11 protein-coding genes are annotated in these 12279 nt (G+C 66.0%); 1 reads left to right on the forward strand and 10 read right to left on the reverse strand.

All coding sequences use genetic code 11. The annotated features are described in order from the left end of the window. From AB4Z32_RS15690 to AB4Z32_RS15720, 7 genes are all read right to left on the reverse strand, one after another. Positions 1–996, reverse strand: a complete 996-nt coding sequence (locus AB4Z32_RS15690) for a TRAP transporter substrate-binding protein (RefSeq protein WP_442122785.1) — start codon at positions 994–996, stop codon at positions 1–3. A gap of 39 nt (positions 997–1035) precedes the next feature. Next, positions 1036–1836: an HpcH/HpaI aldolase/citrate lyase family protein gene (locus AB4Z32_RS15695; RefSeq protein ID WP_442122786.1), complete on the reverse strand. Its 801-nt coding sequence runs from the start codon at positions 1834–1836 to the stop codon at positions 1036–1038. A 3-nt stretch (positions 1837–1839) separates the two neighbouring features. After that, a complete protein-coding gene (locus tag AB4Z32_RS15700) occupies positions 1840–3207 on the reverse strand; it encodes an MmgE/PrpD family protein (RefSeq protein WP_442122787.1) in 1368 nt (455 codons plus the stop codon). Between the two features lie 29 nt (positions 3208–3236). Next, positions 3237–4415: a CaiB/BaiF CoA transferase family protein gene (locus AB4Z32_RS15705; RefSeq protein ID WP_442122881.1), complete on the reverse strand. Its 1179-nt coding sequence runs from the start codon at positions 4413–4415 to the stop codon at positions 3237–3239. Between the two features lie 25 nt (positions 4416–4440). Beyond that, a complete protein-coding gene (locus AB4Z32_RS15710; protein ID WP_442122788.1) occupies positions 4441–5604 on the reverse strand; it encodes an acyl-CoA dehydrogenase family protein in 1164 nt (387 codons plus the stop codon). A 27-nt stretch (positions 5605–5631) separates the two neighbouring features. Continuing rightward, on the reverse strand, positions 5632–6492 hold the full coding sequence (locus AB4Z32_RS15715) for an FAS1-like dehydratase domain-containing protein (protein ID WP_442122789.1): 861 nt from the start codon (positions 6490–6492) through the stop codon (positions 5632–5634). Positions 6493–6802: 310 nt separating this feature from the next. After that, positions 6803–7849, reverse strand: coding sequence for a hypothetical protein (locus AB4Z32_RS15720; protein WP_442122790.1), 1047 nt, complete (start codon positions 7847–7849; stop codon positions 6803–6805). Between the two features lie 290 nt (positions 7850–8139). On the opposite strand from AB4Z32_RS15720, the gene AB4Z32_RS15725 reads away from it, so the two are divergent. After that, complete coding sequence (locus AB4Z32_RS15725) at positions 8140–9042, forward strand: LysR family transcriptional regulator (protein ID WP_442122791.1); 903 nt, start codon at positions 8140–8142, stop codon at positions 9040–9042. On the opposite strand, the gene AB4Z32_RS15730 is transcribed toward AB4Z32_RS15725, so the two are convergent. Genes AB4Z32_RS15730 through murU form a run of 3 tightly spaced genes read right to left on the reverse strand, consistent with a single transcriptional unit; the run spans position 9039 to position 12270 of the window. Then, positions 9039–10211 (reverse strand): UbiH/UbiF/VisC/COQ6 family ubiquinone biosynthesis hydroxylase, encoded by a 1173-nt coding sequence (locus tag AB4Z32_RS15730; protein ID WP_442122792.1) that lies wholly within the window; start codon positions 10209–10211, stop codon positions 9039–9041. The genes AB4Z32_RS15725 and AB4Z32_RS15730 overlap by 4 nt on opposite strands. Continuing rightward, entirely contained in the window at positions 10208–11542 is a 1335-nt protein-coding gene (gene pepP / locus AB4Z32_RS15735; RefSeq protein ID WP_442122793.1) for a Xaa-Pro aminopeptidase, read from the reverse strand. The genes AB4Z32_RS15730 and pepP overlap by 4 nt, the downstream gene beginning before the upstream one ends. Further along, positions 11539–12270, reverse strand: coding sequence for an N-acetylmuramate alpha-1-phosphate uridylyltransferase MurU (gene murU, locus AB4Z32_RS15740; RefSeq protein WP_442122794.1), 732 nt, complete (start codon positions 12268–12270; stop codon positions 11539–11541). Before murU ends, pepP begins: the two co-directional genes overlap by 4 nt. Positions 12271–12279 lie beyond the last annotated feature (9 nt).

Genomic DNA, 12279 nt, shown 5'->3' on the forward strand with positions numbered 1-12279 from the left:
TCATTTACCCGCCACGGCCTTTTCCACGGCGTCCAGTGCCTCCTTGCCGACCCGGCTCTCCATCTGCTTGTACACCGGCGACATCGCCTTGCGCCAGGTTTCGCGCTCGGCCTGGGTCAGGGTGTAGACCGTGGTCTTGCCGCTGGCCTTGATCGCTTCGATCGCCTTGTCGTTTTCTTCCTGGGCGATGTCGTTGGTGTACTTGGTGGCTTCCGCCATCGCGCCCTCGAGCTTGGTGCGGATGTCGGCCGGCAGGCCGTCCCAGAACTTCTTGTTGACGATGACCGCGTAGCCGATATAGCCGTGGTTGGAAATCGTCATGTCCTTCTGCACTTCGTGCATCTTCTGCGTATAGATGTTCGACGGCGTGTTCTCGTTGCCGTCGACGACGCCGGTCTGCATCGCCTGGTAGACCTCGGAGAAGGCCATCACCTGCGGATTGGCGCCGAGCGCGCGGAACTGGGCGTCCAGCACCTTCGAGCTCTGGATGCGCATCTTGAGGCCGCGGAAGTCGGCCGGCGTGTGCAGCGGCTTGTTGGCGGTCATGTCCTTGAAGCCGTTATCCCAATAGGCCAGGCCATGGACGCCCTTGGGTTCGAGCTTGGCGAAGAACCACTTGCCCACCGGGCCGGTGGTGACGCGGTACAGCGCCTGCTTGTCCGGGAAAATGAAGGGCATGTCGAAGGCTTCGAATTCCTTCACGCCCAGTGGGCCGAACTTGGCCAGCGAGGGCGCCAGCATCTGGACCGATCCCAACTGCAGCGCTTCCATTTCTTCCTTGTCCTTGTACAGCGTGCTGTTCGGGTAGACCTCGACCTTGACCCGGCCCGCCGTCGCCTTTTCCGCCAGTTCCTTGAAGCGTAGCGCACCCTTGCCCTTCGGCGTGTCGTTGGCGACCACGTGGCTGAACTTGATGACGATCGGCGCCTGGGCGTAGGCGCCGGCGCTGCCGAAGGTGGCGGCGAACAGTACCGCGTGCATGATCTTGAATTTCATCTTGTCTCCTTTGTCGTTGAAATGGGAACAGCTGGGTTGTTACTTGCGCCGCCGTGCTTCTTCGAGCATTTGCTGCGCAATCAGGATGACCGGCCGGTCGACCATCTTGCCGTCGAGGGCCACCGCGCCGCCCTGCGCCGCCTCGGCCGCGGCGACCACGCGCCCGGCCCAGTCCAGCTCCGCGGCGGTCGGCGCGAAGGCCTCGTGCACGGGAGCGACCTGTTTCGGGTGAATGCACAGCTTGCCGCCGAAGCCTAGCGCGCGGGCCCGCAGGGTGTCGCCGTGCACGCGGACGGGATCGTCGAAGCTGGTGGTCACGCCGTCGACCGGCGCCGCGATGCCCGCCACGCGCGAGGCCAGCACCAACTGGGAGCGCGCATGCAGCAGGGTCTCGTGGCTTTCCTGGATGTTCAGGTCGAGGCTGAAATCGATCGAGCCGAAGACCAGGCGCTGCACGCGCGGCATGCGCGCCAGCGCGGCGGCATTCCACAATCCCAGGCCGCTTTCGATCAGGGGCAGGATGGCGGTGGCGCCGGCGGCGTCGAGCCTGGCCAGCGCAGCCTCGTGCTCGGCCTTGGGCAGCACGATGCCGGCCACGCCGGGCACGGCGCAGAGCACGAGATCGTCCTCGAACCAGGCGCTCTCGAAGCCGTTGATGCGCACCAGCACCGGCTGCTGCGGCGACAGCCAGGCGGCCAGCGCATCGCGCGCAGCCTGCTTGTCGGCGGGCGGCACCGCGTCCTCGAGGTCGACGATCACCGCATCGGCGCCGGCGGCACAGGCCTTGTCGAAGCGTTCCGGGCGGTTGCCCGGTACGAACAGATAGGAGCGTTCCAGCATGCTTCAGTCCTGGCCGGACAGCAGGAAGCCGACCCGCTCGGCATCGGCCAGCGTCCAGATGCGGGCAAAAGCGGCGCGCATCTCGTCCGGGCTGGCGGCATCGGCAAACCCGGCCAGGCGCAGGGCCTTGTCTTCGAGCTCCTCGCGCGACAAGGTGTTGCCCGGGTCGCCCTTCGGTTCGTCGACGCGGCCTGCCAGCGTGCGTCCGTCGGCGGTGTGCACCGTCACCTTGCCGATCCAGCGTGCCGGATAGGCGCGGTCGACTTCCTCGTCCAGCACCATCTCGACCTTGTTGCGGAAAGCGGCGATGCGCGGATCGTTGTAGAAGCTCTCGAATTCCTGCAGGCCCGCATTGCCGAATTCGGCGATCAGGCCGAGCACCGTCCCCATCGAGAACTTCGCCTGGTGCACGGTGCGCGGATCGACCACCGGGCCCAGCACGTCGATGGCGCCCTGGTGCACGCGCGCCGTCACGCCCACGATGTCCTGCGGCTGCAGCGCGTGCGCGCTCACCACCTGCAGCAGGGCATCGGCGGCCGGATGGGTGTGGCGGCAGGAGGCGTGGAACTTGAACGAGGTTTCGGCCAGGGTCCAGCGCTGTCCAAGCTGATCGGTCAGCCTTGCCGGGTCGGCGTCGCGCGACATGCCGGCCGCCATGCCCTGGGCGCCTTCCAGGATCCGGCTTGCGCCCGTGAAGCCGCCCTGCGCCAGGTAGGCCGCCGTCAGGCCGCCGGCCGCCGCGTGGGCCGTGTGCAGCTGCTTCGAATCGGCGGCGTCGCGCAGGAATTCCCACAGCCCGGCGGCCTGGGTGCCGGCCGAGCCGAAGGCGTGCAGCATCTGTTCGGGGCTCAGGCCCAGCAGGTGACCGGCGGCAGCGGCGGCGGCCAGGGTGCCGGCGGTGCCGGTCGTATGAAAAATCTTGTAGTGCGAGCGGCCGAGGAATTCGCCGACCCGGATCCCGACTTCATAACCGGCCACCGATGCCGTCAGCAGATCGCGTCCGCTCGCTTGAATCGCCTGCGCGACCGCCAGCGCCGCCGGGAACACCACCGCGGCCGGATGGAATACCGAGCCATTGTGCACGTCGTCCTGCTCGGCGAAGTGGGAGGAGGCGGCGTTGACCATCGCGGCGAACAGCGGCGTGGTGCGGCGGCGCGCGATCAGCACTTCGCAGGCGCCCTCCTGCGGCCCCATTTGCCGCGCGAAGGCTTCGATGACCTGGACCGGACGGCCGGTCCTGCCGGCCAGGGCCGAGCCGAACCAGTCGAGGAAGAGGTCTTCGGCGCGCCTGATTACCGGTGCCGGGATGTCTTCGAAGCGCAGCCTGGCGGCGAAGGTGGCCAGTTTCTGGCTGGGGTGGTGCTCGTTCATTGATGCGTCTCCGGTTAGTGCCGTCGTTCTTAGATTGCCTTCTGCTCGCGCAGCGCCGCGATCCGCTCCGCCCCATACCCCAGCTCACCCAGGATCGCCTCCGTATGCGCCCCAAGCGCCGGAATCGGATCCATGCGCGCATTCCAGTCCTCGGGCACCCCGGGCGGCTTCAGGGCGGGCAGGGGACCGGCGGGCGTCGCCACATCAAGCCAGCGTCCGCGCGCCTTCAGCTGCGGGTGTTCCCACATGTCGTGCATGGTGTTGACGTGGGCGTTCGCGATCGGCGCCGACTCCAGCTTGTCGATCACCTGCTCGGCCGTGAACCGGGAGAACACGTCGACGATGATGGCGCGCAGTTCGCCGCGGGCGGCGGTGCGCGCCGCGTTCGAGTTGAAGCGCGGGTCGCCCGCCAGCTCGGGCATGCCGAGCACCTTGGTGCAGAACAGCGCCCATTCGCGCTCGTTCTGCAGGCCCAGCATGACCACCCGGCCGTCGCCGGCGGGGAAGGGGCCGTAGGGGTAGATGGTGGCGTGGGCGGCGCCGGCGCGCGGCGGCGGCGAGGCGCCGTCCATCGCGTAGTAGAGCGGAAAGCTCATCCACTCCATCATGGTTTCCAGCATCGAGACGTCGATGTGGCTGCCCTTGCCGGTGCGGCCGCGCCGGATCAGCGCCGCCAGGATGTTCGAGTAGGCGTACATGCCGGCCGAGATGTCGGCGATCGAGCAGCCCGCCTTGGCCGGCTCGTCCGGCGTGCCGGTCACCGACAGGAAGCCGGATTCGCTCTGGATCAGCAGGTCGTAGGCTTTCTTGTCGCGGTAGGGGCCGTCGGCGCCGTAACCGGAGATGTCGCAGACGATCAGGCGCGGAAAGCGTTCGGACAGGGCCTCGTAGGACAGGCCGAGGCGGGCGGCGGCGCCGGGCGCCAGGTTCTGCACCAGCACGTCGGCTTCTTCCAGCAGCTTGTCGAGGATGGCGCCGGCTTCCTCGTGCTTGACGTCGAGCGTCAGGCTTTCCTTGGAGCGGTTGGTCCACACGAAGTGCGAGGCCAGGCCGCGCGCGCGGCTGTCGTAGGCGCGCGCGAAGTCGCCCACGCCGGGGCGTTCGATCTTGATGACGCGCGCGCCGAGGTCGGCCAGCTGGCGCGTGCAGAAGGGCGCGGCGATCGCGTGTTCGAGCGTGACGACGGTGATGCCGTCCAGCGGGCGCAGGGTGGAATCATTCATGGTCGCCTCCTCAGAACGAACGCGGCATGCCGAGCACGTGCTCGCCGATATAGGCGAGGATCAGGTTGGTCGAGATCGGCGCCACCTGGTACAGGCGGGTCTCGCGGAACTTGCGCTCGACGTCGTATTCGGCGGCGAAGCCGAAGCCGCCGTGGAACTGCAGGCAGGCGTTGGCCGCTTCCCAGGACGCATCCGCGGCAAGCATCTTGGCCATGTTCGCCTCGGCACCGCAGGGCTGGTGGGCATCGAACAGGGCGCAGGCCTTGTAGCGCATCAGGTTGGCCGCTTCGACGTTCACATAGGCGTTCGCGATCGGGAACTGGACGCCCTGGTTCTGGCCGATCGGGCGGCCGAACACTTCGCGCTCGCTCACGTATTTGGTTACCTTGTCGATGAACCAGTAGCCGTCGCCGATGCATTCGGCGGCAATCAAGGTGCGCTCGGCATTCAGGCCGTCGAGGATGTATTTGAAACCCTTGCCTTCTTCGCCGATCAGGTTCTCGGCCGGGATTTCCAGGTTCTCGAAGAACAGCTCGTTGGTCTCGTGGTTCACCATGTTGAGGATCGGCTGCACGGACAGGCCGCGGCCGATCGCCTCGCGCAGGTCGACCACGAAGATCGACATGCCCTCGGATTTCTTCGTCACTTCCGACAGCGGCGTGGTGCGCGCCAGCAGGATCATCAGGTCGGAGTGCTGGATGCGCGAGATCCACACCTTCTGGCCGTTGATGACGTATTTGTCGCCCTTGCGCACGGCCGTGGTCTTGATCCTGGTGGTGTCGGTGCCGGTGGTCGGTTCCGTCACCGCCATCGACTGCAGGCGCAGCTCGCCGCTGGCGATCTTCGGCAGGTAGCGTTCCTTCTGCGCCTTCGAACCATGGCGCAGAAGGGTGCCCATGTTGTACATCTGGCCGTGGCAGGCGCCCGAGTTGCCGCCGGCGCGGTTGATCTCTTCCATGATGACCGAGGCCTCGGTCAGGCCCAGCCCGGAGCCGCCGTATTCCTCGGGAATCAGGGCCGCCAGCCAGCCGGCCTGGGTCAGCGCGGTGACGAATTCTTCCGGATAGGCGCGCGCCTCGTCGACCTTGCGGAAGTACTCGGCGGGGAATTCGGCGCACAGGGCGCGCACCGCTTCGCGGATGTCCTGGTAATCGTGGTTCTGTTGAATCGACATGGTGGTGGTCCAGTATGAATCAGGCAATCAGGCGATTACGGCGTCGGCCTGCATGGCCAGCTCGCCGCGGATGTTCTTCGCCCACAGGCGCACGGTGCGGCCGTCGGGGTCAAGGCTGCCGCACACCGTGAAGGGCTCGATGTCGAACAGCGGGCCGACGGCGCGGAAGGAGAAGGAGGCGATGCGCGCTTGCGGCAGATTGCGCTGCACGAGGTCGAGCAGGAGGGTCGCGATCAGCGGGCCGTGCACGATCAGGCCGGGATAGCCTTCGACCTCGGTCACGTAGCTGCGGTCGTAGTGGATGCGGTGGCCGTTGAAGGTCAGCGCCGAGTAGCGGAACAGCAGCACCGGATCGGGGGCGATGCTGCGTTCCCAGTCGGCTTCCACCGGCGCCATCTTCGGCGCCGGCGCAGCGGCACCCGGCTGCGGCATTTCCCGGTAGACGATGTCGTGTTCTTCGGTGATGCACACGGCGCCCTCCTGCGCCAGCTCGTGGCGCACGGTGACGAACACCAGCGGGCCGGTGGCGCCATGCTTGCTGCTCACACTCTTCACCTGCGAGCTGCGGGTGGCTTCGCCTTCGACCCGCAGCGGCCGGCTGAACGTCAGGCGGCCGCCGGCCCACATGCGGCGCGGCAGCGGCACCGGCGGCAGGAAGCCGCCGCGCTGCGGGTGGCCGTCGGGACCGAGCTCGGACTGCGGCGCGGCGTGCCAGAAATAGGCCCAGTGCCAGAGCGGCGGCAGGCCGGCGCCCGTGTCGAAGCGGTCCGGACGGTCGAGCGTGGCCGCCAGCGCGTTGGCGGTGACGGCGTTGACGCGCGCGCCGACGGTTTCGGTCTTGCCGACCCACTGCTGGAGCAGGGAGTCATCGAAGGCATCGGAGGTCATGGTGGTGCGGGGCTCTCTATTGACGAGCGCCCAGTCTGGACCTCATGCCAGTTTGGCACAATCGATGCTTTTGGAAGGGGGGCTACGGTTTTGGTGAAGGGGCAACCGTGTGGACAACGTGGGCGCGAGACGGGCTAGAGGAGAATTGCCATTGCGTGTAGAACGCCAAAAAGAGAAAACCGCCTCAAGGGCGGTTTTCAATAAGCAATTTTTTGTGCAGTAATGGTCTAGGACCGTCGTAGAGTTTGGATACTGCCTCCGCATCTCTACCGAGCTCGATATTATCGTAAAGTCGATACTGAGTCAAATCCTATTGTGTGGGCTGAGCATTCATCTCTATCAGCTCCTGCACTTGTTGTTCGAAATCGATGCCCATCTCCTTTGCCCAGTGTGTCGCCAACTCCTCTACCGCTTCATGCCGGGCTGCGACAGCGTTCTGAGCAGCAACCTGCCGTTGTAGCTGGGCGATCTGTTGTTGTTGCAGGACAATCTGACTTTGTTTGGTAGCTATGTCGGTGGCCGCGTCCTTAGCCTCTTGCGCCTTTGTCCTCAGCTTCTCGTAATCGGTTACGCCAATCGCATGTATCAAGGCGGTACGCATTGCGTCCAACTCCGATGCACTGATGTGATCCTGATACTTTGTGTTCCTTGCAAGTTTGCGTGTGCCGCTTTTATTCGTGTACCAACTCAGCGGGGGTAACAGTCGACTGGGCGAGACGGTTTGCGTCATGCCACAGATTCCCCACGTTTGCTTACCGCTTGTTCCATAAAAATGCAGGTTCGCTAACGTGGCGGGATGTATAGGAAACGCCGTCTTGTCATGGGCACCAGGAGGTACAGAACTCAATGGAACTACCTGTACCTGTGTTGCGCGGAATTTGACGACGATAGCCAGACGTCGCTTATGCATCTCGCCATGCTGAATCGTGTCTTTATACTCGCGGTTTGAAGGCACATCCCCCTGAGCAGGTGCTTGTACATGTGCGACCGTTTGCACAAATCCGTAATCAACTTCGACCAGCGCTCCTACAGTAAGCACTTGGTGGATCTTGTGACTGCTCGCTACCAGCGACTGGTCCAGATAGATCTCGGGTGGGTTGTTCACCTTGCTCAACACCACCCGGTAGGTCATCGGCACGCTGCCGTCTGTCCCAGTACAACAAGACTCCTCCACATGCCATCGAGTGTTGCTGTCATGACTAAAACGCTTGGTGACATACACCGAATGCGCATGGTCCGCTGGCATCAACGCTTCGTGGATGTTGTCATAGGCTTCTTCGCCGATGACCATATCGACGGGCAAGCCAGCGGCATCGCGTGTGCGTTCGAAATACGTGATATGAAGTAATGTCGGCATGACCTTGCCAGCGTGCGCAAATAAAAGCTGCCCAGTTTAAGGCTCAGCTCACTACCGAGCAATGCATTTCTGGCTTTCCAGGCAGCCGAACATCACTTCTTCGTATAACCAAAAGCGGACACTCAGATGCGTTTAGAAAATCACGCTCGGTTTTAGCTTCTTGAGCCTTCGCGTCGGTATCTGCCGCTCAAAAAGGCCCGCCTCGACCTGCAAGGCAATGAAGGCGGTCCTTGGTAGGTCCTGCCAAGGCCCTTCGGCTAGAATTCCCGCATGAGACAAGGAACCCACCCATGCTGTTCGACCTGACCGACCTGCGCCTGTTCATCCTGGTCGCGGAACTGAAAAGCCTGACCCGCGCCGCCGAGCGCATGCATTTGTCGCTGGCGGCCGCCAGCAACCGGATGAAGGAACTGGAATCGCGCTTCGGCATGCGCCTGCTGTACCGCGAGAACAAGGGCGTGCTGCTGTCGCCGGCCGGCGAAACCCTGCTGGCGCATGCCCAGCAGTTCATGCAGCAGCTCGAGCGGCTCAAGAGCGATATGCAGCAGTACAACAATGGCATCAAGGGCCATATCCGCATCTTCGCGAACACCACGGCGGTGACCGAATTCATGCCGGAGGTGCTGGGCCTGTTCCTGGCGTCGCATCCGCAGGTGAACGTGGCGCTGGAAGAGCGGCTCAACCACGACATCGTGCGCGGCGTGCAGGAGGGCACGGCGGACATCGGCATCGCGGCCGGTCCGGTGCAGGGGCAGGGCCTGGAAATCATCAATTTTTCGACCGACCGCCTGGTGCTGGCCACGGCACTCGGCCATCCGCTGGCCGAGGCGGGCAGCATCAGCTTTGCCGAGACGCTGGCCTATCCGCACATCGGCCTGCACGAAGGCAGCACCCTGCAGCATTTCCTGAACAAGGTCGTGGTCGACAGCGGCGACCGCCTGCACTTGCGGATCCAGGTGCGCGGCTTCGAGGCGATGTGCCGCATGGTGGAGGCGGACGTCGGCATCGGCATCCTGCCGCAGTCGTCGGCGCTGCGCCACAGCCGCAATATGCGGCTGGCGCTGGTGGAATTGACCGACCTGTGGGCGGTGCGCGAACGCAGCGTGCTGGTGCAGGACCTGGAGGGCCTGCCCGCCTATGCGCGCGAACTGGTGGAGCTGATCCGCACGGAAGCGGGCCGTCAGAACCCTTAACGCCGCCCGAACATCATCAGCTCGGCGAGCAGCATGCGCGCCGGCTTGACGGTATCGAGCGCGGCCAGCGCCAGCCCGAACAGCGGCTGCAGCGGGCCTTTGTCCGCGAACACGCGCGCCATGGTGTCGGTGGCGCGGATCACCATCTTGCGGTCGCCTTCGCGTTCGTTCTTGAAGCGGTCGAGCGCGCTTGGGCTCATCTCGCGCGCCAGCAGGCGCGCCAGTACCGCCGCATCGCGCAGGCCCAGGTTGAGTCCCTGTCCGGCCACCGGATGCAGGGTCTGGGCCGCGTTGCCGATGGCGACCGTGCGGGCGCTCGCGCGCGGGTCCGCGTTCAGCCCGAGCGGGAAGGCGATGCGCGGCGAGACGCCGGTGAAGCGGCCGAGGCGTTCGCCGAAGGCCTCGCCCAGCGCCGAAAGAAACGCTTCTTCGCCCAGGTCCAGCAGGCGCCGGGCGCGTTCCGGCTGGACGCACCAGACCAGGGCGTACTGGTGGCCGTCGGCGCCGCCTTGCGGCAGCAGGGCCAGCGGGCCTTCGTCGGTGAAGCGCTCGAAGGCGCGGTGAGCCGCCGGGCTGCTCGTGGAGACGCGCGCGATCACGGCGGTCTGGCCGTAGTCGCGGGTGCTGGATTTATCGGCCTGCTCGCCGAACACGCCGCCCTCGGCCTGCACCGCGACTTGCGCATGGAGGGTGCGGCCGTCGTCCAGCTGCAGCAGGACGCCGTCGGCGCGCTCGTCGATGGCGTTCACGCGCAGCGGACGCAGCACCTGCACGCCGGCGCGCTCGCAGGCGCGGGCGAGGGCGTCGACCACGTCGCCATAGCGCGCCACATAGCCCAGGGCTTCGAGGCCGTGCTCTTCACGGTCCATCATGCTGCGGCCGAGGTGGCCGCGGCGCGAGACATGGATCTGGTGGATCGGCGTGCTCGATGCCGCAACCCCGGGCCAGGCGCCGACGTCTTCCAGCAGCAGGCGGCTGCCCCAGGCCAGCGCGATCGAACGCGGGTCCGAGATCGCCTGGCCCAGCGCCTTGCCGTCGATGAGGGCGATGCGTTTGCCGTCGATGCCGCGCCGCGCCAGCATGGCGGCCAGCGCCATGCCGACCGGGCCGGCGCCGCAGATGGCGACGTCGGCCCGCAGTGTTTCCTCAGTCCTTGCTTGTTCCGTCATAGTCCCTTTCCAACCAGAGCCTCGATCTCTTCCACCGTCTTCGGTGCGCTCGCCGTCAGGATGCGGTAGCCGTCCTCGGTGACGACCACGTCGTCCTCGATGCGGATGCCGATGTGCCAGTATTCCTCCGGCACGCCCTCCGCCGGGCGCACGTAGATGCCCGGTTCCACGGTCAGCGCCATGCCGGGTTTCAGCTGGCGCGAAGGCTTGTCGGCCTGCGTCAGGTCGCGGTAGGCGCCGACGTCGTGCACGTCCATGCCCAGCCAGTGGCCGGTGCCGTGCATGTAGAAGGGCACATGGGCCTTCGCGGCAATGGCGTCCTCCACGCTGCCGAACTTGCCCGGCGCGATCAGGCCGAGGTCCAGCATGCCCTGGGTGAGCACCCGCAGGGCCGCTTCGTGGAAGGCGCTGTAGGGGCGGCCGGGGGCGATCGCCGCGAAGGCCGCCTCCTGGGCCGCCAGCACCAGTTCGTACAGCCTGCGCTGGACAGGCGTGAAGCGGCCGCTGACGGGGAAGGTGCGGGTGATGTCCGAGGCATAGCCATCGAGTTCGCAGCCGGCGTCGATCAGCACCAGCTCGCCGTCCTGCATCGGGCGGTCGTTGGCGCTGTAGTGCAGGACGCAGGCGTTGGGGCCGGAGGCGACGATCGGGGTGTAGGCCGGGAACTGGGCGCCGTTGCGGCGGAATTCGTACAGCAGCTCGGCTTCCAGCGCGTATTCGTGCAGGCCGGGGCGGGCGGCGCGCATCGCGCGCGCGTGGGCATTGCCGGAAATCTCGCCGGCGCGCAGCATGATCGCCTGTTCGTCCGCGTCCTTGATGAGGCGCATCTCGTCCAGCAGCGGCAGCAGGTCATGGAAGGCGGCGGGGGCCGTCACGCCGCTGCGCGAACGCGCGCGTACGGTCCTGATCCATCCCGCTACCTGCGCATCCAGTGCCGCGTTCGAGGCGGTGGCGTAGTACAGCGCCGGGGCGTCGGCCAGCAGGTCGGGCAGGCGGGTGTCGAGTTCGGCGATGGGCCAGGCTTCGTCTACGCCGAAGGCTGAGCGCGCGGCTTCGGGGCCGTAGCGGTAGCCGTCCCAGATCTCGCGTTCCAGGTTCTTCTCGCGGCAGAACAGGATGGCGCGGGCCGGCCGCTCGCCGCGGGCGGCGACGAGTACCAGCACGCTTTCCGGCTCGGTGAAGCCGCTCAGGTAATAGAAATAGCTGTCGTGCCGGTAGGGGTAGTCGCTGTCGCCGTTGCGCGGGACTTCCGGGGCGGTGGGCAGCACGGCCACCGCGCCCGGCAGCATCTGCGCGGCCAGGCGCGCACGGCGTGCTGCGTAATCGGTCATGGCTTCGCTCTGGCCGAGGCAGTTGCGGTATAGGGGGCGTTGAGCTCCTCGAGCTGGCGCATGGTGCCGACGTTGACCCATTCGCCGTCGTAGATCTCGCCGCCGACCCGCTTCTCATCGATGAACTTGCGCATGAGCGGGCCGAATTTCAGGAACTCGCCGGCCTTGATGCCGTCGAACATTTCGGGACGGTAGACGCCGATGCCGGCGAAATTCCACTTCGGCGAGCCTTCGTTCGACAGCGTGTACATGGTCAGGCCGAAGTCGCCGTCCGGGTTGTGCCAGGGGTTCGGCGTCAGGTACAGCCAGGCGATGTCGCGCTTGTCCACGGGGATCGGCCGGCCGACCGCGTCGTTATCCGGCAGCGCGTCCAGCACCTGTTCGAAGTCGAAGTAGGGCGCGTAAATGTCGCCCGACACGGCCAGGAAGGGTTCGTCGCCCAGCAGGTGCAGGGCGTTGGCGATGCCGCCGGCGGTTTCCAGCGGCGTCGGCTCGTGGGAGTAGACGATGCGTGCACCGTAGCGGCTGCCGTCGCCCAGTTCCTCCTCGATCATGTGGCCGAGGTGGGAATGGTTGATGACGATGTCCTTGATGCCAGCGCGCACCAGGTTGATCACATGGTAGGTGATGAGCGGGCGCCCGCGCACCTTGAGGAGGGGTTTCGGGCAGGAGTCCGTCAGCGGACGCATCCGCTCGCCGCGGCCGGCGGCGAAGATCATGGCTTTCATCGGCGAGAT

It is taken from the genome of Massilia sp. 2TAF26 (genome assembly GCF_052115005.1).
GTDB lineage: Bacteria > Pseudomonadota > Gammaproteobacteria > Burkholderiales > Burkholderiaceae_D > Telluria.

Coding starts and splice junctions, on each gene's coding strand:
- AB4Z32_RS15725 (WP_442122791.1), top strand. CDS start 8,140: ATGCTGTTCGACCTGACCGACCTGCGCCTGTTCATCCTGGTCGCGGAA.
- pepP (WP_442122793.1), bottom strand. CDS start 11,542: ATGACCGATTACGCAGCACGCCGTGCGCGCCTGGCCGCGCAGATGCTG.
- AB4Z32_RS15700 (WP_442122787.1), bottom strand. CDS start 3,207: ATGAACGAGCACCACCCCAGCCAGAAACTGGCCACCTTCGCCGCCAGG.
- AB4Z32_RS15730 (WP_442122792.1), bottom strand. CDS start 10,211: ATGACGGAACAAGCAAGGACTGAGGAAACACTGCGGGCCGACGTCGCC.
- AB4Z32_RS15690 (WP_442122785.1), bottom strand. CDS start 996: ATGAAATTCAAGATCATGCACGCGGTACTGTTCGCCGCCACCTTCGGC.
- AB4Z32_RS15715 (WP_442122789.1), bottom strand. CDS start 6,492: ATGACCTCCGATGCCTTCGATGACTCCCTGCTCCAGCAGTGGGTCGGC.
- AB4Z32_RS15695 (WP_442122786.1), bottom strand. CDS start 1,836: ATGCTGGAACGCTCCTATCTGTTCGTACCGGGCAACCGCCCGGAACGC.
- AB4Z32_RS15720 (WP_442122790.1), bottom strand. CDS start 7,849: ATGCCGACATTACTTCATATCACGTATTTCGAACGCACACGCGATGCC.
- AB4Z32_RS15710 (WP_442122788.1), bottom strand. CDS start 5,604: ATGTCGATTCAACAGAACCACGATTACCAGGACATCCGCGAAGCGGTG.
- murU (WP_442122794.1), bottom strand. CDS start 12,270: ATGAAAGCCATGATCTTCGCCGCCGGCCGCGGCGAGCGGATGCGTCCG.